The organism is Corynebacterium sp. HMSC063A05 (genome assembly GCF_001809695.1).
Classification (GTDB): Bacteria; Actinomycetota; Actinomycetes; order Mycobacteriales; family Mycobacteriaceae; genus Corynebacterium; species Corynebacterium amycolatum.
This window is the reverse complement of record NZ_KV798510.1, coordinates 181,422-204,314: the sequence shown is the minus strand read 5'-3', so window position 1 is coordinate 204,314 and position 22,893 is coordinate 181,422. Positions and strand designations below refer to the sequence as shown.

Sequence of the window (22,893 nt, the reverse complement as noted above, 5' to 3'; positions counted from 1 at the left end):
ACACACGCTTTCACCGAATAATCCGCTTGGCTTTACGACGAACATTGCGAAGAACACCGCGAAAACTGCACCTTTTTGGGGAAATTCTTATTTTGCAGCTGTGAAAAATGTATTTGAGCGGTAAAATTTCTCCACATAGTTCGAAAAATCGAGCTGAATATTTTTTCTAGAGGAGGAAAAGGGAAGTGGTCAACGCCACAGGCGCTGCTCATGAATATGCGAGCAGGCTCGGCATCAAGGAAGGTCAGCTAGTCCAGGAGGTTGGCTGGGATACAGACTGTGACTCAGCAATCAGTGAGTCGGTCGAGAATTTCCTGGATGCAGACCTGCTCGACGAAGACACGGATGAAGTTGTCGACGTCGTATTGCTGTGGTGGCGTGAAGAAGACGGCGACTTGGTCGATGGTCTTGTGGATGCTTCCCGCCCTTTGGAGGATGAAGGTCGCGTTTGGCTACTCACGCCGGGCGCTGGTCAGCCGGGTGCCATTGATCCTGGCGTGATTGACGAGTCCGCACAGCTGGCAGGTTTCTCCAACACCTCGGCGCTTCGGCTGGGGGATTGGCAGGGCAATTGCCTGGTGCAGCGCTCTAGCTAACCGGCTCTAGCTGTCCCGTTTGAATCGGCTACTAGCTGAGCTGTTGAAACAATCGACATAAACGCTGTTTGTAGTGCGCAATTGGCAATCTATGTTTTCCGTGTGTTAGAGTTTCGCAGCAGCGCGGCGATAGCTCAGCGGTAGAGCTCTGGTTTTACACACCAGCGGTCGGGGGTTCGAAACCCTCTCGCCGCACAGATATAATCCGCCCGGATTCTTGTAACGGAGAATCCGGGCGGATTTTGTTTGTGCTAAACTTCCGGTCTGTGCGTTTTACAAAATCGCTTGCCACCATTGTTTTTGTCGGATCTCTGCTCGCGGGCGCTCCCGCCTACGCAATCGGCGGGGATGGGAAACCGATAATCGATTCGGCCACCTGTAAAGCAATGGTCAAGGCTGCAAATGCGGGCGAGCCGGTGGATAATCCGTCGATTCTCCATCTCTCGGATCAGATGCCTTCCTATATTGCCGATGGCACTTTGGATTACGTTGTTGCCCCAGATTTTCCGTACCGCGCACAGCTAGATGCTGCTACTCAAGAGTGGAATGAAAAGCTCGGTGGCAAGGTTGTGCTTCGGGAAGTGACCAAGGACAAGGCTGATTCGGATACTGTGAACGTTCGCTATGTGCCAAGGCCGGACTCGCGCGTCTTGGCTTCTGCATCGGAAATTAGTAAGGAGATGACGGTTTTCGTTACTTCCACTCTCTATCCCGATGCAATTCGCAGCACTCTTGCCCACGAGTTTGGGCACTTGCTCGGTATCCGGCACACTTGTGATTACACCTTGATGGCCGCATCGCAGCACCGCCATCCGGCAGCGCATGTCACTCCGCTCGATGTCGCAGCCGTTCTGCAGGGGCAATTTGATTAGATTGTGTACACATGCCAGAAGTCGACACCTCTGGCGGCGTGGAGCGGCCATCGCAGTGGGGTATGCACTTGACCGCATTTTCGCAGATCCCACCAATCACCATCCGGTGGCCCTCTACGGGCAGGCCGTCAGCAAACTTGAGTGCCGAATCTACGCCGACTCCAAAGCGCGCGGTGTGGCGTTCACCGCAATCGCAGTGACCACGCCGGTAGCGCTTGCCGCCGCAGCCAGCACAGTCGCACCGAGTCTCACGCTGGCTGCCGCCACGTGGGCTTCGCTCGGCGGCACTACTCTCCGCCGTACTGGCGAGCGCATGACTGACCGACTCACTTCCGGCGACATCGATGCCGCCCGCGAACTTGTGCCGTGGTTGTGTTCGCGTGATCCGGAAGCTCTCGACGCTGATGGCATCGCCCGAGCGACCGTCGAATCGCTCGCTGAAAATACCTCCGACGCAGTCACCGGCACTCTCATGTGGGGTGCCATTGCAGGCGCTCCTGGTGTGGTCGCTCATCGAGCGGCTAATACCCTCGACGCGATGGTGGGGTACCGCAACGCTCGCTATCGGCAGTTCGGGTGGGCCAGTGCACGGCTTGACGACGTCGTCGGGTTCTTCCCCGCGAGACTTACAGCTGTCGCAACTGTGGTTGCAGGTCCGGACCGTCGTCAAGCATTGGCAGCGTGGCGACGAGACGCCGGCAACCACCCAAGCCCAAACGCAGGCATCGTGGAGGCAAGCGCTGCAGGCGCGCTGGGGCTGCAGCTGGGCGGCGCGACGGTGTATCCCAGCGGAGTGGAGATGCGCCCGGTGCTTGGCAGTGGTCGGAGGCCTGCGGTGGCCGATGTGCGGCGTGCCGCAGGGCTGAGCAAGCGAGTACAAAACATCGTTGCGCTAAGCTGCGCCGGAGCAGCAGTAATTGCCGGATGTGTTCGACGAGTGAAAGCGTGAACTGAGAGTTAGAAACGCTCGTCGTATCGGTTATCGCGATAACCCGCGGCGCGGTGGCCAGTGTTGCCGTAGCGCTGCGCCATGCGCTGACGGTGCAGCTCAGCGGCGCGATCCTCTTCGGGCTTAGCCGGCGGAGGGGTGGAAGTGGTGGCATCGTCCGATTCGGGTGCCGCGTCCTCGGTGTCATCAGCGTGATTGACTGGTTCTGCGGCTTCGGCATCGCGGAGATTCTTGGCCATCTCCTCCTGCTCCGCGCGGTCGCGTTTGCGTTCGACAATCTCGGCGCGAATGAACCAGACGACGGCCAGCGGCACGAGAGCGCCGAAGAAGATCCACTGGATGCCGTAGGAGAGGTAGGGGCCGGACTCCAGGGTGGGCAGCGGAATGGCCTCGATGACGGCATCGGATTTGTCCGAGAGCTGAAGCCAATCGGGGTTGAGTTCGGTGCCGACGAGCTCGGACACTTCCTTGGTATTGATTCCGTAGACCTGCGGCGGGGTGCCGGGGATTGGGGCGGTCTCGGCGGGAACCTCGTTTCGGCGGATAAAGGCCGAGATAGTCAAGGTGCCCTTCGGGGCTGGCTCAACATTGGGGGTGCTGGAGTCTGTAGGACGCACAAAGCCACGGTTGACCAGGTAATTTTCGCCATTGTTAGCGACGAAGACATCGAGTACCTGGACAGCGGGTGCGCCATTTACTGGGCGGTTACGCAATAGTACGCGGGTATCCGGCAGGAAGGACCCGGTGGCGGTAACGCGACGCCATTCGTTGCCCTCGACGAAGCCTTTGCCCTTGGGCATTAGCTCGTTGACATCTACGGGGTTGAGCTCGAATGAGTGCTCAAGCTGCTGATTGCGATGCTGCGTCGCGGTGTTCTTACCCAACTGCCACGGAGCCAGAACAGTAAATGCGAGATAGGAAAACGCAATGGCGACAATCGCAGTGAGAACCCATCCAGGGGTCAGAAACTGGCGCACATTCTTAAACACATTCATTGAGCTTACCCGGTGCTGTGGCTGGCACCAGAGCGGCTGGCACTAGAGCGGATGGCACTGTTGTGGCGGGTGGGCAGTGGCACCTGTTTTAAAAGTGCATACCAAATGAGCACAGTGCTGATGAGGTGATGAGGGGGAGGAAAAGGCTGATTGCCGTGAGGGAAATCTCGCTTTCACAAGGATTCACCTGCGCGGAGATTGAGTGAACTTCGGGTAAAGTTGTTTGAGCGTATTTGACGGGGAATCTACCCGGGATAGATGGAAAGAGAGGTGTCGTGGTGGGCACGCAAACAGCGAAATCTTCGCCTTCACGTCGCTTCAGCACAGTCTCGCGCCAGTTCATCAAGTTCGGTCTGGTCGGCGGCACAGGTGTGGTTGTCAACCTGATTGTCGTGATCATTGCCCGTAAGTTGGGTCTCAGTCTGGGCACCAATGAACACGACGTGTTTTTGAACCTGTTCGGAACACGGTGGAATATCCGTTACTCCCACGTCTATGCAACTCTGGCGTTTGTCGTGGCTAATATTTGGAACTTCCAGCTCAACCGGTCCTGGACTTTCCGAACTGACAATCGCCCGAACTGGTTTAGACAGTTCTTCCCGTTTTTATTTGCAGGTATCTCAGCACTGATTGTGAACCTGGTTGTCATTACGCTGCTGACTAACCCCACCTCGCCGCTGGCACTGCCAACGGACATTTTCGACGACTCCACCGGTTTTAGGAACCGCCTCTACTGGGCAAACCTCATCGGTGTCATCTTGGGCACGCCCGCTAACTTCATCTTGAATAAGATTTGGGCGTTCCGAAACCGAGGCAATGCCAATAAAACAAAAGAAAAGGTTGTTTTGAAACCTTAACGTTCAGAGGCCAGCGCCAGAGTCTCACGCAACCATGCGATGATGCCCGGCGTCGCGGCCTCAATTTCGTTTCGAGTGCGGACGAACCCCTCCGGGCCACCGTAGTAGGGATCGGCCACGACGGCACCCTTCGGGGACGCCGGGTCGAAGGAACGCAGCAGGCGAATCTTTTCTTTTGGCACGCCAGCGCGGAGTAGACCATTGATGTGCGATTCATCCATGGCGATGAAAAGCGTTGCATCCATGTGCTCATCGCCTAGCTGTGCGGCGGTGTGATTTGGGTCGTAGCCGGCATTTTCCAGCTCGGCTTGCGCCCGCTCGTCGGCGGGTTCGCCGACATGCCAGCCGCCGATTCCGCAGGAGGCGAGCAGGACATCGTCGGCAAGCGCATTGGCTTCAACTGCGTCACGGACGATGATTTCAGCCATGGGGGAGCGGCAGATATTTCCGGAGCAGACAAACACGACGTACACGGACTCAGTACGATGCGACGAGTTCATAAGCATAATAGGCAAAACCAAACTTCTCGGAAAATAAAAATAGGATTGTCACTAATCGTTGACGAGTCTTAAAGATACAGCATTTCCCGCACAACACGATTCAGGTCCCCAGGCGACGACGCCACCGCCGCTGCCGATGCCCACTCAGATTCTGAGCCGTAGCCCCATTTAACAGCGATGGCGGGGATGCCGAACTGTGCTGCGCCCTCAAAATCATGGATGCGATCGCCGACCATTACGACCGAACCACGCGGGCGCACTGCTTCATCGGGTTCAATGCCCAACTCCTTGAGCGTGTACTCAATGACCTCAGTCTTTGTCTGCCGTGAGCCGTCGTCGCTGGCGGCGCCGATGAAGTCAAAGGCGTCGAGAAGTCCGAAATTGTCCAGGGTCTTGCGGGCGAAGTACTCGCCCTTGGAAGTCGCAGTGGCTAGCTGTACGCCTGCTGCCCGCCAATCGCGCAGGAGCTCCGGCCAGCCGGGGAACATCTCGGCACGCTGCCAAGCACCGGCGTGTTGATGCTCCATATACACAGCGAAGGCTCGGTCGACCTGTTCGTCGGAAAGCCCGAGAGATGCGAGTGTTTCCACCATTGGCGGCCCGGGAATCGTGTTGATGAAGCTCTCAGGCGGAAGTGGGCGGTCAATTTCCTCCAATGCAAGGCGAAATCCATGTGCGATTGCGGGGAGAGAATCGGCGATGGTGCCGTCGACATCAATAAGGACAGTGGGGCGATGGCCAGTGGACATATTGTTCATCCTAAAAGGTCATTAGGCTGGATGGCATGTTAGACGACCCGCTGCGCTATCACGGCGACCAGGCCGCCCATGGCGCTGACCTGGACTTTGCCGTCAATGTCCACGGCACCACACCGCAGTGGCTACAGCACTCGCTGGCCACGTCCCTCGGAGAACTTGCCGCGTATCCGTCGGCGCAGCTCGATGCCGACGTCCGCGCCGCCATCGCCGCCAACCACAATCGCAGCGCCGACGAGGTACTGCTTCTCCACGGCGTCGCCGAGGGCTTCTCGCTCTTGCCTCACTTGGGCTTGCCCGCCACAATCGTCCAGCCGCAGTTCACCGAACCCGAAGCCGCCTTCCTCGCCGCAGGAGTCGAGGTGGATTCGCTGGTACTGCCGTCGCCGTACACGCTCATGCCTACGCTTGCCGACGTCCACGAGAACGCATCCTTCCCGCATTCCCAGCAGCTTGAAGGCCGGATGGTCATCATCGGCAATCCGACCAACCCCACCGGCGTTGCTCATTCAGCGAATGACCTGCGGGGGCTCGCCAGCCGTTGTGGAATCCTGGTCGTGGATGAGGCGTTTATGGACGTCGCCGATGGCGAGATTATTCGGCGGTGCTCGCTAGCCGATTGCAGGCCGGGGGAAGCGAACAGAATCCCCGATAATGTCATCGTTTTCCGCAGTATGACTAAGACCTGGGCAATCGCAGGTCTGCGCTGCGGTTACGCACTCGGTCACCCGGAGCTCCTGGCACAGCTGGCGCGACGGCGTCCGCACTGGCCGCTGGGCACGTTGCAACTTACCGCTATGGCGGAAATCGCGCGTCGTGAGGAAGAGCTGCTATCAGAAATTCGTGCCGAGATTCGTCAGCAGCGCGAGTCTATGACCCAGCTGCTAGTGGCCGCCGGCTGGCAAGTGTTGGATTCCGAGGCTCCCTTTGTCCTGGCGCGTCCGGGAGGTGACCGGAGTTCTCACGATGGGCAGGGTGCTGCGGAGGTTGACGTCGTCAAGCATGAGCGTCTGAGACAGCGGCTCGCTGCGCGCGGAGTAGCCGTGCGGCGTTGCGACACCTTTGCCGGCCTGGACGGTTCGTGGTGGCGGCTGGCCGTGCGGGATGACGCGAGTGTGCGGCGGCTTGTTGCGGAAGTAGCGGATTTGCTGTCGCAGAACTGATGCGGTGGGGCAGAGTTCACTACGCTGGAAGAGAAGCTGGAGAGAAATGCATGTTGAAGGGATGGATGTATGACGGACTCTGCGCAGACCCGTGCCGAGGGCAATAACTCGGTGGTGACCGTTGGCGACGTGCGTACGGCGATGGACGCGGCCTACCCGCCGGCACTGGCGGAGAGCTGGGATAAAGTTGGCCTGATTTGCGGTGACCCGCAGGATGAGGTGCGTCGCATCGCGTTGGCGCTGGACTGCACTGACGAGGTCGCAGATCGCGCGATTGCCTCCGGTGCTCAGATGCTCGTTGTGCACCATCCGCTGCTTCTGCGCGGTGTGAATTCCGTGGCGGCGGATACACCGAAGGGTCGGATTATTCATAAGCTGATTCGGGCAGGTGTAGCTCTCTTTGCAGCGCACACTAACGCTGACAGCGCACGACCGGGTGTCAATGACCAGTTGGCCACGATGCTCGGAGTCGAACCGGGTGCGCCGCTAGCTCCGCAGCCGGCTCCCGGCTTGGATACCTGGACGGTGAAGGTTCCGGCAGATCACGTCGATAAGGTCGCGCAAGCCATGTTTGAGGCGGGCGCGGGCACTATCGGCGACTACGACAGCTGTGCGTTTCGCATTAACGGCCGCGGCCAGTTCCGCCCGCTGAGCGGGGCAAATCCCTTCATCGGCGCCGAGGGGCAGGTCGAGTATGTCGAGGAAGTGCGCCTGGAGATGGTCGCACCACGGTCCATGCGCGCGGTGATTGTTAAGGCTCTCGTTGCAGTGCATCCGTATGAGGAACCGGCATTCGACATCGTGGACAATCAGGCCACCGGTCTGGACCCGCAGCAGGCTGTGGGCATTGGGCGAGTGGGCACGCTAGATACGCCGATGCCATTTAAGGACTTCGTTGCGCGTGTGGCTGAGCGTCTGCCTGCAACGGCATGGGGCGTGCGCGGCGCAGGCGATCCGGAGCGGATGATTCGTACGGTTGCCGTTGCATCTGGTTCGGGCGACTCTTTCCTGGACACTGTGGCGAAGATGGGCGTCGATGCTTTTGTTACCTCGGACCTGCGGCATCATCCTGTAGATGAGACGCTGCGGACCGCGGACTTCTGCGTCGTGGATACGGCCCACTGGGCCAGCGAGTTCCCCTGGTGCTACCAGGCCGCAGACATGCTGGCCGAGAGGCTCGGGGTCGCGACCGAGGTCCTTGAGGTGCGCACCGATCCCTGGACAGTGGCAGAATCGTCGACACAGGCAAGGAAGTGAAGACCATGAGGCTTAGTCCACAAATCCAAGTGGCGATGTTGGAAAAGGCGGAAAACCAAACTCTGTTGGATGGGCTCACCGCCCGCCAGAACGTTCTGCCCGAGCGTGCCGAGTTGCAGGAGCTGCGCAAAAAGCACAGCCGTCAGGCCAGTGAGGCAGCGCGCTCCAAGCTCAGCGCCTCCGATATTGGCCGCGATATTGCCAAGCTGGAATCGGACATCAACAAGCTGAAGGCTCGCGAAAAGGCAGACCGTCTGTCGCTCGGTGCCACAGAAGACGCATCCACGCGCCGTGACCTCGAACACGACCTGCGCTCCACCGAGCGCCGCCGCGAACGCGCTGAACAGGAACTCCAGCAGTACGAGCGCATGCAGGAGGCCTATCAGGTCGACGCTGAGCACGAATACGACGCCGACGAGGCGCACGATGACATCGTCGCCGCCAAGCAAAGGCTTAACGACGCCGAGGTTGACCTCATTGCGCGCATTTCCATCGCTGAGACCCGAATCGAAGAGGCTGACAAACTCATTGATGGTTCGGCAGCCAAGCTTTACCGTCGTCTAGCGCTTGCTAACGGCATCCCTGTTGCACGCCTGAACGGGCGCACCTGCGGTTCCTGCTTCATGGAGCTCGATGTCGGAACCGTGCATGAATTCACCACGCTCGCGCCGGAAGAAGTGACGTTCTGTCCTGAATGTGGCGCGATGATCGTGCGTGCGGAAACGCTGGGAGCAGTGAAAGGCAAGTAAATGAGCCAGGCTGCAGACAAGCGCGATAGCGCGCCGGGCTGGACGGGTGCGACCACGGACCCCACGCGGCTGGTGCTGCTGCGCCATGGGCAGTCGCCGATGTCGATTCGCCGGGAGTACTCGGGAAGTCGTTCGAACCCCGACCTGACGGAGGTCGGCAGGCAGCAAGCGGCAGCGGCGGCACGGCACCTCGTAGAGCTGGTCGATAGCGGCAACATGAATTTCTCTGCCATTGTGGCCTCTCCACAGCGTCGTGCACAGCAGACCGCAGAGGCGGCAGCAAATGCGCTCGGCCTGGATATCCACGTTGACGAGGACCTGCGGGAGACCGACTTCGGGCAGTGGGAGGGCATGACTTTCTCCGAGGCGCACAACTCCACCCCTGAGCTGCACAGTTCTTGGCTCGCGGACCCGACCGTGGCGCCGCCGGAGGGGGAGGATTTCCGCTCGGTCGATAGCCGAGTGGGCGCCGCGCGTGAGCGCATCGCTCAACAATTCGGTGCCTCTGATGTGCTGGTAGTCAGCCATGTCACGCCAATCAAGTCGTTGCTGCGCCAGGGGCTCGGCTGTGGCTTTGAAATCTTCACCCGCCTGCACCTGGACCTGGCCAGCCTCTCCATCGCGGAGTTCTACGCAGATGGGCCGACATCAGTGCGGCTGATTAACGACACCAGCTACCTGCGTGGTTAGCAGCCCGGTACGGCGGGTTATTTGAATTGCGGTTGTGGCGGGTACACTAACCATTCGAGCGAGCCGGCCGGGTGATCGCGGCAGTTAACGGAACCGGACGCCTCTTTTACAGAGTGTGTCCAGGCCGCTGTCGAGGAAAGTCCGGACTCCACTGGGCATGGTGGTTGCTAACAGCAACCCAGGGTGACCTGCGGGAATAGTGCCACAGAAAATAGACCGCCGGGCGCACAGCCGATGTCTTTGACGTAAAGCTGTGGAGATCCGGTGAGGGTGAAAAGGTGCGGTAAGAGCGCACCAGCGGGGCAAGTGATTGCACCGGCTAGGTAAACCCCACCAGGAGCAAGGCAAAATCGCGCATGCTTCGTCGTGCGTGTGCGCGAGTGTTTGAGGGCTGCCCGTCCGATACTCGCGGGTGTGCTGCTTCAGGCTGTCAGCAATGGCAGACCGAGATGGATGATCGCCACCCGGCGCTTTCCGAAAGGAGCGCCGAGGGACAGAATCCGGCTCATAGGCCGACTCGTTCACACAAGCTTTTTTACTCGACCACCGCGCCGGCCGAAGTGTTCTCCACGCGGATGGTCTCGGAACCGCCGTCGTTAAGCGCGGAGGCAATCCGATCGGCGTCGTCGACGTGGGACCACATCACCAGCGACGCGCCCGGGCACGGCGCGCAACGGGCAATCTTCTCACAGTCGATGGTGTCGGTCAGCTCGGCAATCTGCCCCAGTACAGAGCTTGCCGACGGCGCGGAGCCACGCTCACTGACATCGCGCGAAACCCCTGCGATGGCTGCTTGAATATCGCTGTGCCGGATGTGACCGATGACTGCGCGGGCGCGGTCGGAGGATGCGTCGGCATCGTCAAGCCACTGGATGGCGCGGCCGATGGTGGGGATGTTTTCGTCGTCCGGGTGCACCTCGTGACGAGCGCGTACCCAGTCCGCGACCCGCTCCTGTGCGTCGGGGAGGCTAGCGAGAGTCGGCACGCCGAAAGCAGCGCAGGCTTGCTGGAAGAACTCGTAGCGCTCTTCGTCTGGCGAACCGCCGGTGACATCCGGGGAGTAAGCGATAGTCAGCGCCAACGACTGTGGCAACGCCGTCTGCGTGACTGCCTCGTCGGAGTGGTTGATGCACAGTAGACTGTCCGGGCGGCTGCGCAGTGCCGTGGTGTAGGGGTACAGCGGCCACGACTGGCCCTTTACCTGCACCATGGTCTCGTGGATAGCGGTGGCAATACGCGTGCGGGTAGGTACATCATCACGGTCGCCAAAACGCGCATTGAGAGCCAGCGCGAGTGCACACTGAATTGCCGGAATCTCTCCAAAACCGCGACCTGGCGCGATAGTGGAGGCAATGGTGACCTTCAGGCCATTGCTGTTGCGCGGAACGAGGTGCAGCGAGTGCTGCAATGCGACGATGGTAGCCGCGACAGCGGTCGGCACCTGCGAAAAAGCGGCGGGGACGCTGTCCGGGAAATCCATCTTGGTAGTTTCGCGCTTGTACACGACAATGAGCTGCTGCTCGTCGATCTCTTCAATACCGACCGCGGCATAAGCTGGAATGGCGGTGGTTAGGAGCATGCCGCCGGAGGACGCGCAGTCCTCACCCAACAGGTTGATGGAACCCGGGGCGTATGCAACTGAAGCATTAGAACCGACGGCATCGAAGACGTCGTTTACGACAGCGGGTGCGGCGGGCATGGGTGAAACCTCTCCAGAGATCGGACTCATAGTGCTTGTGTGCAGTGTTTGTATTCAGCGCTCGGATTCAGCGCTTGTGTTCTAAGGTGAACAATTCCGTCGATAATACCCGGCTCGGGGGACAGTGACAAACCTATATACTGGGATTTTATGTCGCCGCAGCGCACATGGCAGGCAAAGGATTGCCTTTCTGCAAGCTTGCTTATGGGCGGAGTTAGCGGTGGCACAACCGCTTGATAACTCGACATGTTCTCGATGTGGAAGAGGAGAAGAATCGTGAGCGACAACAGCAGTAAGTGGTACTACCAGCCATCGACAGGCACGGTGTTTCAGGGGAAGAAAACCGGTTGGGACGACCGAATGGGCCCTTATGATTCCGAAGAGGAAGCCCGCGCTGCCATGGAAAAAGTCGCCGAGCGCAACAAGGCGGCCGACGACTGGGATGAAGAAGATGATGACTGGGGCGTAGCTGAGAAATAAGGCTCTACGCGTTTAGGCCTTCTTGCCCTTCTTAATCTTCTTTTCCATCTTGCGGAAGGCCTTGAAAACCTTTGCCGCGGCATCGTCGTACTCAGCCAGGGCCTTCAGGCCGTCGTAGTACTCCATCTGGTAAAGCACGCCGTAGCCGAAGGCGTCCCTGCCCGCACGGGAGGCACGCTTAGCGCGAGCCAACACGAAGTCACGCGCAGTACAGGTGTCCTGGAAGTCACCGAGAACCGACTGCAGGTTCTTGCAGGCAGCGTAGAGCTTCTCGGTCGGCAGGTCCGCGTTCTGAGCAGCTTCCGCGCTGTAGCGGAGCTTCTTCGCAGCTTTGCGGACATCGTGGTAGCGCTCGTCCAAATCTGCCTCTGGAAGGTCAGCATCCTCTCGGCCATCGAGTACCAGGTTGTGGCGACGACGGAACTTCGAAAACGCGCTGCGCAAGTGATCGAGCAGCACCGCAGTGGTGTCGAGTTCCTTCGGTGCCTTTACCTTCTCCGGCTCGGCCTTGTCTGAGGTCGTGGAAGCAGCTGCATCGGCGGCAGCAGCAGTATCAGTCTCAGCCGCGACCTCGGAGTCAGCTGCCGAAGCATCCTCGGAGGCTGCGGCCTCCGCGTCGTCGACAAGCGAATCATCCTTCTTCTTGGACTTCTTTTCCCCAGCCTCGGCCTCTTCCGAGTTTGCGGCGATTGGCGGGTTGGCGAGGAACTCATCGAGATCGTCGAGAAGTTGCAGGTACTCGCTGGAATTGAGTGCGAAAATGACTCGCTGATGAGCGCGGTCGTAGTCCTTCTGGACATCCTCGACGAGATTCGCACGCAGCTCCTCGCCTAAAGCGGCGCTTTCGCGATTGGCCAGCAGCTCCTCCCAGCGCATAGCAACGACCTCTGCGTCACGGGCCACACCGAGAACACCCGCCAGCTGCTTGAGGTTGCTCTCCAGCTCAGCGACCTTATCGCCCACGACAATGCCGTGGAAGGTCTGCATGTGACTGCGCAGCTCACGAGTGGCGACGCGCATCTGATGCACCGAGTCAAATTCATCGCGGCGTACCTTCGGGTCGTACTCGACCATCTTGGCCACGTTAGCGGCCAGCGCATCGACCACGGTGCGCCCCGGCGTGCCCTTCGGCAGCTTCGCTGGAGTCGGCGGCAGGGGAGCAGAATCGATGGAGTCACCCAACGCCGTCGCCAACTTCGACGGGCTTTCCGACGGCACGGCACCAGCCACCTCAGCGACCTTGGACATCGCTGCCATTACAGCCTTGCCGTCCGGGTGATCTGCCCAATCCCCCAGAAGCTCAATCTCCCACTCGCGCCAGGTGGTGGTTTCTCCGCCGTCGAGGAAGGAAGTCGCCGTGACGTGGTCATCCGCGAACTCCGCCATGGGAGTGCCATCGAGGGCAAACACCGTGGTGACGTGGCGCTCATTGTCTACCTGCGCGATTGGTTGCAGCGGGTGATTGCGCACAATTGCGCGGACGGGGGCAAGCAACTCGGTGGGCACGACGTAGTCGGCGTCGCGGCCTTCACCGTTAACAGAGCCCTCTTCCAGGTCAACGCCATATTCGAGGCGACCGCCGTTGCCCGGCGCCTTCAGATGCCAACCCTCATCGGGGCCGCCGGTGCGGCGACGCAGGGTGTGCTTGGAACGGGTCAGACGCAGGTCCGCCGTGTCCAGATAAATCGCGGAGAGATTTCGCACCTCAGTGGTGGTGGAGCCAACCTGTGGAACGAAATCGAACGATGGGGCTACCACCTCTGGGGTAGCTGAGAACTTAGATTCCACCTCCAACGCCGCAGTTGGAGTTTTGGACTTAGAACCAGACTTAGATGCCATAAGCACCAATTCTACCCCCGAATCGAAGAACCCTTAAGTTACGGATGTCTGGTTTTCGTATTTGATTGCCTGGACTGGGCGGTGCCCTTAGACGTAGACGGGGGCTGGGCGGGGCCTTTAGACGAAAGCCCAGTCCAAAAAAAATCGGCTCACCCCAGGGCGGTTAACCCGAGAAGTTCTGTGCCTCAGTTGGGAACTCGCGGGAGTGCACCTGGTCGACATACTGCTTAGCTCCCTTGGTCAGCATCTCGCCGACCTCTTCGAACACCGAACTAAACGACGGCCTGCGGCCATCGGCCGGAACTGCAAAGGCATCTTGCCAGACGAGAACCTGGCCATCGCACTGGTTACCAGCGCCAATGCCACAGGTTGGGATGGATAGATCACGGGTAATCTCAGTGGCCAAATCTGCAGGCACCATTTCCAGGACCACGGCCGAGGCACCAGCATCGGCTACCGCGTGGGCGTCGGCACGCAGCTGTTCCGCCCCCGCACCGCGTCCCTGTACCTTGAAGCCGGACAGCGCGTTGACGGACTGCGGAGTGAAACCGATGTGTGCCATAACCGGAATGCCGGCGTTGACCAGCGCACGGATGCGCGGAGCGATGCGCACGCCACCTTCGATCTTGATCATGTGTGCGCCGGTTTCGCGCATCATCTTCGCGGCGGACAGCACGGCCTGCTCATCGGAGGCCTCGTAAGTGCCGAAGGGTAAATCGGCAACCACAAGTGCGTTGCCAGCGCCTCGGACGACACCGCGAGCAAGCGGAATCATTTCTTCCAGCGTGATCTCGGTGGTGGTGTCGTAGCCGTAGACGACGTTTGCTGCAGAGTCGCCGACCAGTAGCAGCTCGACACCGGCGGCGGAAAAAGCGCGCGCGGTGGAGTAGTCGTAGCAAGTCAGCATTGCCCAGGGGCGAGACTCAGCCTTCCATTCGGCCAGATTATTCAGACGAATCTTTTTTCCGCTCATGCCAATAGAGCATGCCATAGTCACACGCAATCCGAGACCACGAGGGCAGCAGTTATGACGCGGGTGGGGCAGTTGGCTAGCCACGCCGAATGGTCAAAATGCGTACCGCGAATCCGGGCACCTGGGTAACGTTGGAAAGTATGAACAGTCAGCAGGAATTCGTCCTCCGCGCAATCGAAGAGCAAGATATCCGCTATATCCGCCTCTGGTTTACTGATATTTTGGGGTATCTGAAGTCCGTTGCCGTCGCTCCGGCTGAGCTTGAGGGGTCCTTCGAAGAGGGCATCGGTTTCGATGGCTCCGCGGTAGAGGGCTTTTCCCGCGTCTCCGAGGCTGACACCATTGCGCAACCGGATCCTTCGACGTTCCAGGTCATGCCACGCCTGCACAAAGAAGACACAATCACGTCCGCGCGCATGTTCTGCGACATTGTCATGCCCGATGGTCAGCCGTCGTGGGCAGATCCACGCCAGGTGCTGCGCCGCCAAATTAAGGCGCTTGCCGACGAGGGCTTCCACGCGTTCATCCACCCGGAGATTGAGTTTTTCCTAGTAGAGAGCCTGGCTACTGACGGAAAGCCGCCGGTGCCAACGGACAATGGCGGTTACTTTGACCAGGCGGTCTACGACCGCGCTCCCCGCTTTCGCCAAGAAGCGATCACGGTGTTGGAAGACATGGGAATCCCCGTGGAGTTCTCCCATCACGAAAACGCGCCGGGCCAGCAGGAAATCGATCTGCGCTACGCCGATCCGCTGACTATGGCGGATAACGTGATGTCTTTCCGCTACATCATTAAGCAGATTGCAATGAAAAATGGTGTGCAGGCGACATTCATGCCGAAACCTTTCCAGGACTTGCCGGGCAATGGCATGCACACGCATATTTCCCTCTTCGAAGGGGACACAAATGCATTCCACGATCCGGATGATGAAAATCAGCTCTCCGACACCGCAAAGGGCTTCATTGCTGGCATTCTGACTCATGCCAGCGAAATCTCCGCTGTGACCAATCAGTGGGTCAACTCCTACAAGCGCACGGTCTTTGGTGATGAAGCTCCGACGTCTGCGACCTGGGGCATGGCCAACCGCTCGGCTCTTGTGCGTGTTCCCATGTACTCGCCGGGCAAGGCGCACTCGCGCCGGGTGGAAATTCGTTCCCTGGACTCCGCATGTAACCCATATCTTGCGTACTCGGTAATTTTGGCCGCCGGTTTGAAGGGAATTAAGGAGGGCTACCAGCTGCCGGAGCAGGCAGAGGACAACATCTCGGAGCTGACCAAGCGGGAACGCCGTGCGATGGGCTACCGCGATTTGCCGACGTCCCTGGAGGTGGCGCTGCAGGAGATGGAACGCTCCGATTTGGTGGCCGATGCTCTCGGTGACCATGTCTACGAGTTCTTCCTACTCAATAAGTGGCGCGAGTGGCGCGAGTTCCAGCGTCAGGTGACGCAGTGGGAGCTGCGCACAACCCTGGATTACTAATTTTCCCGAACCGCTACCTACCTTTTTCGTCTTTAGTTTTTGGGTGACCAGTTTCAATGGTGATGAATCGACCTCGCACATCCCGCCAGTCAGTGCCGCGGCCCGCAGCGCTGGGCTTGCGTAACGACGATCGGACGCGCGCTGACCTGGAAGATTTGGGGTGGTACAACGAGGAGTCCCTACAGCTGTTGTGGGGGCTTGCCGGAGCCAGCGACCCCAAGCTGGCGCTCGTGGCACTAGTGCGGCTCAAAGGCGCTCTCGACGAGCTGGAGCAGGATGGAAAGCTGGAGAACTGGGCCACCTGGTCTGGCCTCGATGAGGCCATGCGTGAGCAGGTTCCGCTGCGTACGCGTATGTTTGCGCTGCTCGGGGGATCGAGTGCACTGGGCGATCACCTGGTTGCGCACCCAGAAAAGTGGATTCTGCTCCAAGCTGAGCTTCCCACTGAGGCAGACATGTTCCGCGAGATGCTCTCCAGCGTTGGGGCTGTGCCCGAGGTCATCGAACTCACTGATGAGGCCAGTCTGGAAAAGCAGGAGGAACCGGAGTACCGCAAGCCGGTCGTTGCGCCCGCCACGCTTGAAGGCCCCGGTTTGTACCGTGCGAAGCTCACCGGCCGTGAGGCCGAAGTTGCGATGCAGTGCGCCTACCGCGACTTGATTATGCGTATTGCGTGCCACGACTTGGCTGGTACGTACCCACGGGGTCCCCGCCGCCCTGGACAGCCACAAGTCCCATTCCGTCAGGTCTCGGAGGCACTCAGTGACTTGGCGGATGCAGCGTTGACGGCTGCACTGTCTGTGGCTGTTCAACAGGTCTTTCCTTCCGCACCGGTCTCAACACGCCTGGCCGTAATCGCCATGGGTAAGTGTGGTGCGGAAGAGCTGAACTACATCTCCGATGTGGATGTCATTTTCGTCGCAGAGCCGGCGGATGCCCGAGCTACTCGTCTAGCCAGCGAATTTATCCGGATTTCTTGCCACTGCTTCTTTGAGGTCGACGCGAATCTCCGCCCGGAGGGCAAGTCGGGTGCACTCGTACGCACCGTGGATTCCCACGTCGCTTACTACAAGCGCTGGGCTGAAACCTGGGAGTTCCAAGCGTTATTGAAGGCGCGGCCGATGACAGGCGATGTCGAGCTGGGCCGCGAATACATCGATGCTCTAGCCCCGATGGTGTGGACCGCCTCTCAGCGAGACTCTTTCGTCGACGACGTTCAACGCATGCGCGCCCGCGTGGTACAAAACGTCCCCGAAGAGCTTCGCTACCGAGAGCTCAAGCTTGGACGCGGTGGTCTGCGTGATGTCGAGTTCGCGGTGCAGCTGCTGCAGTTGGTCCACGGTCGCTATGACGGTAGCCTCCGCGTGCTGCCAACTGTGATGGCACTCGATGCACTTGTCGAGGCTGGCTACATCGGTCGCGAAGACGGTGCCGCGCTGATTAACGCCTACGAATTCATCCGTCTGCTGGAGCACCGCCTGCAGCTGCAGAAGATGCGACGGACGCATTTGTTGCCCGCCGAGGACGACACCGAAGCTCTTCAGTGGCTCGGTCGAGCCTCTGGCCTCGTCGGTGAGGGCGGCACCGATGCCAGCAAACCGCTGGCCAAGCAGGTTCGACTGGCCAGCTCGCAGATCCGCTCCCTGCACAACAAGCTTTTCTACCGTCCACTGCTGAACTCCGTGGTGGAGCAGGACATTGGAACCCTGCAGCTATCGGCCGATGCGGCAAAGCGCCAGCTGGCCGCGCTGGGCTATCAGTACCCGGATCGCGCCTACGAGCATCTTTCTGCGCTGGCGGCAGGCACCTCGCGCAAATCGCGTATTCAGGCGATGCTCCTACCTACGCTGATGGAGTGGCTATCTTCGACGCCAGATCCCGACGCGGGTCTGCTCAATTATCGCAAGCTCTCTGAGAAGCTCCACGACGAAACCTGGTTTCTGCGAACGCTGCGCGATGAGGGCATCGTCGGTCAGCGGCTGATGCGCGTGCTCGGTTCTTCGCCCTACGCGTCTGATTTGATTATGAGTGCGCCGGACGTAATTAAACGGTTCGGCGACGGTGCGTCCGGGCCGAAGCTACTGAATACCGACTCCGATGCAGTCGGGCGTGCGCTGGTCGCAGCGGCTGCCCGTCACAACAGTCCAGCTAAGGCCATTGGTGTGGCACGTGCGTTGCGCCGTGCAGAGCTCGCGCGCATTGCCTCCGCGGATCTCTTCGGGCTGATGGATGTGCAAGAGGTCTGTCACTCTCTGTCGATGGTGTGGGACAACGTGCTCGAAGCTGCCCTCGCCGCCGAAATCCGTGCGTGGTCGCTGGAGCATCCTGACTCGGAGGTTCCGGGCGTTATCTCCGTGATTGGTATGGGGCGACTTGGCGGTGCTGAACTGGGCTACGGCTCCGATGCCGACGTGATGTTTATCTGTGAACCTCGCAAGGACACCGAAGGAACGCCGCTTGTCGACGATTCCGAGGTAGTCAAGTGGGCAACCAGGATTTGTGACTCGTTGCGTCGTCGACTGGCAAAGCCAAGCCAGGACCCGCCACTGGAGGTCGATGTGGACCTGCGTCCAGAAGGACGCTCGGGCCCGATTGTCAGGACCCTGGATTCCTATGTGACCTACTACGAGCGCTGGGGTGAAACCTGGGAGATTCAGGCACTGCTACGTGCTACCTGGATTGCCGGCGATAAAGACCTCGGCACCCGCTTCCTCAAGGCCATCGATTCGCTGAGGTACCCACAGGGCGGAGCTGATGCCAAGATGGTCCGCGATGTCCGTCGTATGAAGGCGCGTGTTGATTCGGAGCGACTGCCGCGCGGCGCTGATCGGCGTACCCACACCAAACTCGGTTCCGGCGCACTGACCGATATTGAATGGACTGTGCAGCTGCTAATCATGCTGCATGCCCATGAAGTGCCGGAGTTGCACAACACTTCGACGCTGGAGTGTCTGGAAGTGCTGAAAAATCGCGAGATTCTAGATGCGGAGGATACCGACGCACTTCGGGATGCCTGGCTGATGGCGACGAATGCTCGTAATGCGCTGGTGCTCACGCGTGGTAAGCGCACGGACCAGCTGCCACAGCCGGGGCGTCAGCTGACTCAGGTCGCAGGTGCTGCAGGATGGGATGCATCGGATTCCAACGGTTTTATTGAGCACTATTTGCGTCTGACTCGCCACTCCAGCCGTGTCGTCAATCGCGTGTTTTGGGGTGAGGAGAACCCCGACCACGAGTAGCCCGGGCAGAGGTCTGCCGAACCTTGCTGCGAGGCTCATTATGCGGCAGCGGGGTGCAGCCTTTGTCTTAGCACGGCGACCGGGCATAATGGTGGGCTATGGAACGCAACGTCGATTACTCGGTACGCCCTAGGTATGAGGATTTCATTCTCAACCTCGATGGCACTGACCTGCGTTTTTTATTGAGCCGCACGTGTCCAGCAGCTGACACCTCAGCTGCTGGACAAGAGGCGGTGGAATTGCTGATGTCACAGGATTCAGCGCATACGGCGCTGTCTTTTTGTGATCCCGATGTTCTCGATGTGGCTCACTTAGTTCATATTCTGGAGGATTCCGCATCGCTGGATACCCTCGCAGAAGTGGCCTATTGGGCATCGGATGCGGACGTGATGGCACACGATACGCCGAAGGGTGTTGACCGCAAACGTCGTCGCGTCGGCAAGCAACAGCTTGAGCATGTGCTACGCCGTGGCCAGCGCCAGGGGCTCGTGTGGGAGGAACCGGCGGGCGTGTGGCATGTGCCGCCACATATTTCGGAGGTGTTCCCGGCGGAACCGAGCCTCAGCTTCCGCGTCGCCGACTTGGTGGCGAATATGCCAGCGGATGTGCTGAGTCGTCGTATGGAGCGCATGGGGCTGGAGCCGGATAGCGCGCGCGGAGAGGGTGCACCGCGAGCTCTGAACGCCAGCGATTTGACGGTGCGCAATTTGCAGGCTCGCCAGGTGGAGCAAATTGCAGGCTTCCTCTGCGATCCGGTGAAGGTGCGGGCGCTGGTGATGACAGCGCCGGTGGATATTCGCAATGAGCTGCGTTGGATGGCAACCGACGAGAAATACTTGCCCTCCTACATGTGGTCCGAACTGCGTGCCGACGCGGTGCGATGGGCCGAAGAGCGTCTGCTGCTGACTGTGGTTGAAGAACCGGCGATGCCGGTATTCGAGCAAGAGGCGGAAGCACACAACGGGCCGACAGAGGTTGCCCGTCTGGTGGGCGCAGTAGCGTTGGCGCTCAAGGGCGACATGTGGTCGATTCGTAAGCCGCATCCGACGGAGTCTTTCCCGGCAACGCTGGAGTCAAAGGAGTTGACCGAAGCTTCTGTGGCTGCGGTGGCGTTTGCTTCGGCGTTTATGGATGCTGCGGGCAGCGGCGACGGGCGCCTGAAGGACCCGTTGCACATGTATGAGGAATCGAGCCTGCTGTGGATTCAGGACTTTGCAGCATCAATAGGCGCGAGCGGTTTCGCGGCGCCCTGGATTGTGGAGATGCTGGTCAACGCGGGACTAATTCACGCTGACAGCGGGCATCCGACTCCGCGCGCACTGCAGTACTGGTACAACGCCGATGCCTCGACCCGTTGGGCGTATCTCGTGGCGGGCTTCCTCGTTGGTCGCGGTCCGTGGCACGGTGAGTTTCCGTGGGTGACGGTGGGTGTCGATGATTTGTCGCATGCCACCCTTGCTTACGGCTACCCGTTTGCCGCACGTGAAGTAGTGTCGCTGGCCGCGCAGCTGGAGGAAGACCAGAAGTTCTATGGCTGCTGCGTCGAAGGGCATATGGCTTGGAATGTCGACAACCTCTGCGCTCGCAACGGCGCTGATGGGGACGCGATGGTCGGTTGGCTGCTGGAGCAGGCCGGCATCTTGGGCATTCTCTACCATGGGCACGCCTCGTGGCAGGCCATGGCCATCATGTATGCCTTGCACGACATTTGGCTGACTGATCAGCATGTCGGAGCTCAGCGTATCGCTGAACTCATCGCTGAGTATGCCGCTGGCCAGGTGCCGACGGCGGAGGCAGTCCAGATTGCCCGCCTGTTCAAGGATGCCGCGCCTAACGAGCGTCTGGCTGCCACACTGGATGGCGTCGCCAGTAATCAGGTTGCCCTCGCGTTGGACTTCATCGGTGACCGCGAAACCTGCGCGGAAACCTCCCGCTGGATTATTTCCGAGGAGAGCCTGCGTCGCGCATGCCTCGCGGTTGACGGTGACGTTGATGTCCTGTTTTCCCAGCTGGGGCCACTGGTCAATAGTTCTATGAAGCTGGTCATCTACGCCGAGCTAGTCCGCATTACTAAGACCGAGAAGTTGCAGGAAATGTATGAGCGTGAGGCCGTAGAACCAACGCCTTCGCTTGACGACGCCCCGGAGAACGCAGCCCCCGAAACTGACACCGGTGAGCGCGTTTCCCATGGTGCTCAGACCGATGGCAGCGAACGCACGGCGGATAGCGGCCACGCAGACACCTCTGAGCAAGCGGACGACTCGGAGGACTCGGACGACTCGGAGGGGCTGGAAGGGCCAGAGCAGCTTTCGCTGTTCTAACCAATCTGTCTCTCGGCTTCCTGTAGTTCCTACTCCGTAGGTTCCAGCTCAAAACGGCTCTGCTGGGCGACAAAGCGTGCCGCCGCACGCTTTGCGACCAGCAGGCCAACGAAACCAATCGCCCACACACCGACGACAGCCAACCAGCCAATGCGGAAGGTTTCCCAGGTGTAGTTTCCATCGGGAGCTGCAATATCCAGCAGGAAGCCGACACCTTGTGCGGCGAGCATGGTGGCCACAAAACCGCCCATATTCGCCAGCCCAGTGCCGGTGGCGAGTACCTTGCGATCGACCTCTTCGCGCACTGAGTCGAAGCCGAAGTTGGACATCGCACCAAGACCGGCCATGAGGATGTTGACCACGATAATTGCCCAGTACGCTGGTGGGTTGCTCGGTGCCAGGAACACAATCCAGACGGCCATGTTGATAAACGCGATTGCGACAACAACCTTGATGCGGTCGCGGCCGGTGCGTGCCGACACCATGCCCATCAACGGCCCGGCGATAATTACTGACAGCGTGTTAATGACCAGCACCACACTGGCCTCGGAGGGCTTAAGCCCCATACCCAGCATCATCAGAGGCATGCCCCACAGCAATGTGAAGATGCACTGATGCATCAAACCAGTCCAGTGCGTGAAGAAACCCTGCCAGCAAACCGGGTGAGTGGTCACAGTCTTCAGAGTCTGGCCGATAGTCAGTTTCTCTTCGGCTGCGGCAGAGGCTCCGCCCTCAGCAGCCGTCTTCGCGGCCTTTTTGGCGGCGCGGCGTTCACGAAGTGACATCCTCGCTGTGGAGGAGTTCTCCGGGACGTCGGCAAGCGCGATCATGCCTACGATGGCGATGAGAAGACCTGCGGTGCTCAGCGACAGGAACGCGGGTACCCACCCTGCGGCGTGCAGAATCGCGAGGAATGGGACAGCAGAGATGAACTGACCGAGCTGGCCAAGACCAGCCGTGAGCTGTGTGAACAGCGGAGTGACGTGCAGCGGGAACCATGCGGGAAGCAGGCGCATAGCACCGAGGAATGCGGTGGCATCGCCGGCGCCGATGAATACACGAGCGATGACAGCCAGCGGATACGATGTCGTAAACGCGATGATGACCTGGCCCAGCGCCATGATCAGTGCGCCCACGACCATGGTTTTCTTGGCGCCGACGCGGTCAATGATGATGCCCGTCGGAATCTGCGCCAGGGCGTAGACACCAACCTGCACGGCGGTGAACAGCGCGAGTTGGGAGGCGTTGATATGGAAGCGATCGAGCGCCTCGACGCCAGCGACACCCATGGAGGTGCGGCCGACGATGGCAACGATGTAGGTAATCAGCGCCGCCAGCCAGACGGCAATCGCGCGGCCAGTGACGTGCTCGCGCGGGTCCTTTGCCACCGCGGTGGAGGGCTGATCTGTTGATGAAATCTGATCTTTACCGTTACGCTGCTTTACCACTCGCCACATTGTAGACCCCATCAACTAACC

18 protein-coding genes, 1 tRNA gene, 1 other RNA gene and 1 pseudogene are annotated in these 22,893 nt (G+C 59.8%); 14 read left to right on the top strand and 7 right to left on the bottom strand.

What is annotated here, in order from left to right; genetic code table 11:
• The first annotated feature begins 185 nt into the window (after positions 1-185).
• The 4 genes from HMPREF2651_RS09655 to HMPREF2651_RS09640 all read left to right on the top strand — a co-directional run bounded on the left by HMPREF2651_RS09655 (position 186) and on the right by HMPREF2651_RS09640 (position 2,417).
• Entirely contained in the window at positions 186-596 is a 411-nt protein-coding gene (locus tag HMPREF2651_RS09655; RefSeq protein WP_005511050.1) for a DUF3052 domain-containing protein, read from the top strand.
• 123 nt (positions 597-719) lie between these two features.
• Positions 720-791: transfer RNA gene (locus HMPREF2651_RS09650), tRNA-Val, on the top strand.
• A 71-nt stretch (positions 792-862) separates the two neighbouring features.
• The gene (locus HMPREF2651_RS09645) at positions 863-1,468 is read left to right on the top strand and encodes a zinc metalloprotease (protein ID WP_038625973.1); all 606 of its coding nucleotides are present in this window, start codon (positions 863-865) and stop codon (positions 1,466-1,468) included.
• Positions 1,434-2,417: a cobalamin biosynthesis protein gene (locus HMPREF2651_RS09640; protein WP_370547261.1), complete on the top strand. Its 984-nt coding sequence runs from the start codon at positions 1,434-1,436 to the stop codon at positions 2,415-2,417. Before HMPREF2651_RS09645 ends, HMPREF2651_RS09640 begins: the two co-directional genes overlap by 35 nt.
• 8 nt (positions 2,418-2,425) lie before the next feature.
• On the opposite strand, the gene HMPREF2651_RS09635 is transcribed toward HMPREF2651_RS09640, so the two are convergent.
• Positions 2,426-3,412, bottom strand: a complete 987-nt coding sequence (locus HMPREF2651_RS09635) for an SURF1 family cytochrome oxidase biogenesis protein (protein WP_049181612.1) — start codon at positions 3,410-3,412, stop codon at positions 2,426-2,428.
• A 275-nt stretch (positions 3,413-3,687) separates the two neighbouring features.
• Between HMPREF2651_RS09635 and HMPREF2651_RS09630 the strand changes: the two genes are divergently transcribed.
• Complete coding sequence (locus HMPREF2651_RS09630) at positions 3,688-4,269, top strand: GtrA family protein (RefSeq protein WP_038625967.1); 582 nt, start codon at positions 3,688-3,690, stop codon at positions 4,267-4,269.
• On the opposite strand, the gene HMPREF2651_RS09625 is transcribed toward HMPREF2651_RS09630, so the two are convergent.
• The gene (locus HMPREF2651_RS09625; RefSeq protein WP_370547223.1) at positions 4,266-4,769 is read right to left on the bottom strand and encodes a low molecular weight protein-tyrosine-phosphatase; all 504 of its coding nucleotides are present in this window, start codon (positions 4,767-4,769) and stop codon (positions 4,266-4,268) included. The genes HMPREF2651_RS09630 and HMPREF2651_RS09625 overlap by 4 nt on opposite strands.
• A gap of 68 nt (positions 4,770-4,837) precedes the next feature.
• Complete coding sequence (locus HMPREF2651_RS09620; RefSeq protein WP_049181610.1) at positions 4,838-5,518, bottom strand: HAD hydrolase-like protein; 681 nt, start codon at positions 5,516-5,518, stop codon at positions 4,838-4,840.
• A gap of 35 nt (positions 5,519-5,553) precedes the next feature.
• On the opposite strand from HMPREF2651_RS09620, the gene cobC reads away from it, so the two are divergent.
• The 5 genes and pseudogenes from cobC (at position 5,554) to rnpB (ending at position 9,907) form a co-directional block, all read left to right on the top strand.
• Positions 5,554-6,687 (top strand): aminotransferase class I/II-fold pyridoxal phosphate-dependent enzyme, encoded by a 1,134-nt coding sequence (gene cobC, locus HMPREF2651_RS09615; protein WP_038625961.1) that lies wholly within the window; start codon positions 5,554-5,556, stop codon positions 6,685-6,687.
• 69 nt (positions 6,688-6,756) lie between these two features.
• Entirely contained in the window at positions 6,757-7,944 is a 1,188-nt protein-coding gene (locus tag HMPREF2651_RS09610; protein WP_070586039.1) for a Nif3-like dinuclear metal center hexameric protein, read from the top strand.
• 5 nt (positions 7,945-7,949) lie between these two features.
• Positions 7,950-8,693: a zinc ribbon domain-containing protein gene (locus tag HMPREF2651_RS09605; RefSeq protein WP_038625957.1), complete on the top strand. Its 744-nt coding sequence runs from the start codon at positions 7,950-7,952 to the stop codon at positions 8,691-8,693.
• A 24-nt stretch (positions 8,694-8,717) separates the two neighbouring features.
• Positions 8,718-9,383: pseudogene (locus HMPREF2651_RS09600) on the top strand (histidine phosphatase family protein); the annotation flags it as partial.
• Between the two features lie 59 nt (positions 9,384-9,442).
• An RNA gene (gene rnpB / locus HMPREF2651_RS09595) (RNase P RNA component class A) lies at positions 9,443-9,907 on the top strand.
• A gap of 11 nt (positions 9,908-9,918) precedes the next feature.
• Here the strand turns inward: rnpB and HMPREF2651_RS09590 are convergent.
• Entirely contained in the window at positions 9,919-11,082 is a 1,164-nt protein-coding gene (locus tag HMPREF2651_RS09590; protein WP_038625952.1) for a galactokinase family protein, read from the bottom strand.
• A gap of 276 nt (positions 11,083-11,358) precedes the next feature.
• Between HMPREF2651_RS09590 and HMPREF2651_RS09585 the strand changes: the two genes are divergently transcribed.
• Positions 11,359-11,562 carry an SPOR domain-containing protein gene (locus tag HMPREF2651_RS09585; RefSeq protein ID WP_016423068.1) on the top strand — a complete coding sequence of 68 codons (204 nt, stop codon included), beginning with the start codon at positions 11,359-11,361 and terminating at the stop codon, positions 11,560-11,562.
• A gap of 12 nt (positions 11,563-11,574) precedes the next feature.
• On the opposite strand, the gene HMPREF2651_RS09580 is transcribed toward HMPREF2651_RS09585, so the two are convergent.
• The gene (locus HMPREF2651_RS09580; protein ID WP_049181607.1) at positions 11,575-13,401 is read right to left on the bottom strand and encodes a CYTH and CHAD domain-containing protein; all 1,827 of its coding nucleotides are present in this window, start codon (positions 13,399-13,401) and stop codon (positions 11,575-11,577) included.
• 163 nt (positions 13,402-13,564) lie between these two features.
• Entirely contained in the window at positions 13,565-14,374 is an 810-nt protein-coding gene (gene panB / locus HMPREF2651_RS09575) for a 3-methyl-2-oxobutanoate hydroxymethyltransferase (protein WP_224786587.1), read from the bottom strand.
• Between the two features lie 140 nt (positions 14,375-14,514).
• Here panB and HMPREF2651_RS09570 point away from each other — a divergent pair, with 140 nt between their 5' ends.
• The 3 genes from HMPREF2651_RS09570 to HMPREF2651_RS09560 all read left to right on the top strand — a co-directional run bounded on the left by HMPREF2651_RS09570 (position 14,515) and on the right by HMPREF2651_RS09560 (position 21,415).
• Positions 14,515-15,855, top strand: coding sequence for a glutamine synthetase family protein (locus tag HMPREF2651_RS09570; protein WP_038625946.1), 1,341 nt, complete (start codon positions 14,515-14,517; stop codon positions 15,853-15,855).
• Between the two features lie 56 nt (positions 15,856-15,911).
• Positions 15,912-19,094, top strand: a complete 3,183-nt coding sequence (locus tag HMPREF2651_RS09565; protein ID WP_049181605.1) for a bifunctional [glutamine synthetase] adenylyltransferase/[glutamine synthetase]-adenylyl-L-tyrosine phosphorylase — start codon at positions 15,912-15,914, stop codon at positions 19,092-19,094.
• A 98-nt stretch (positions 19,095-19,192) separates the two neighbouring features.
• Complete coding sequence (locus HMPREF2651_RS09560; protein WP_049181603.1) at positions 19,193-21,415, top strand: hypothetical protein; 2,223 nt, start codon at positions 19,193-19,195, stop codon at positions 21,413-21,415.
• 29 nt (positions 21,416-21,444) lie between these two features.
• On the opposite strand, the gene HMPREF2651_RS09555 is transcribed toward HMPREF2651_RS09560, so the two are convergent.
• The gene (locus HMPREF2651_RS09555; RefSeq protein WP_049181602.1) at positions 21,445-22,872 is read right to left on the bottom strand and encodes an MFS transporter; all 1,428 of its coding nucleotides are present in this window, start codon (positions 22,870-22,872) and stop codon (positions 21,445-21,447) included.
• Positions 22,873-22,893: the final 21 nt, after the last annotated feature.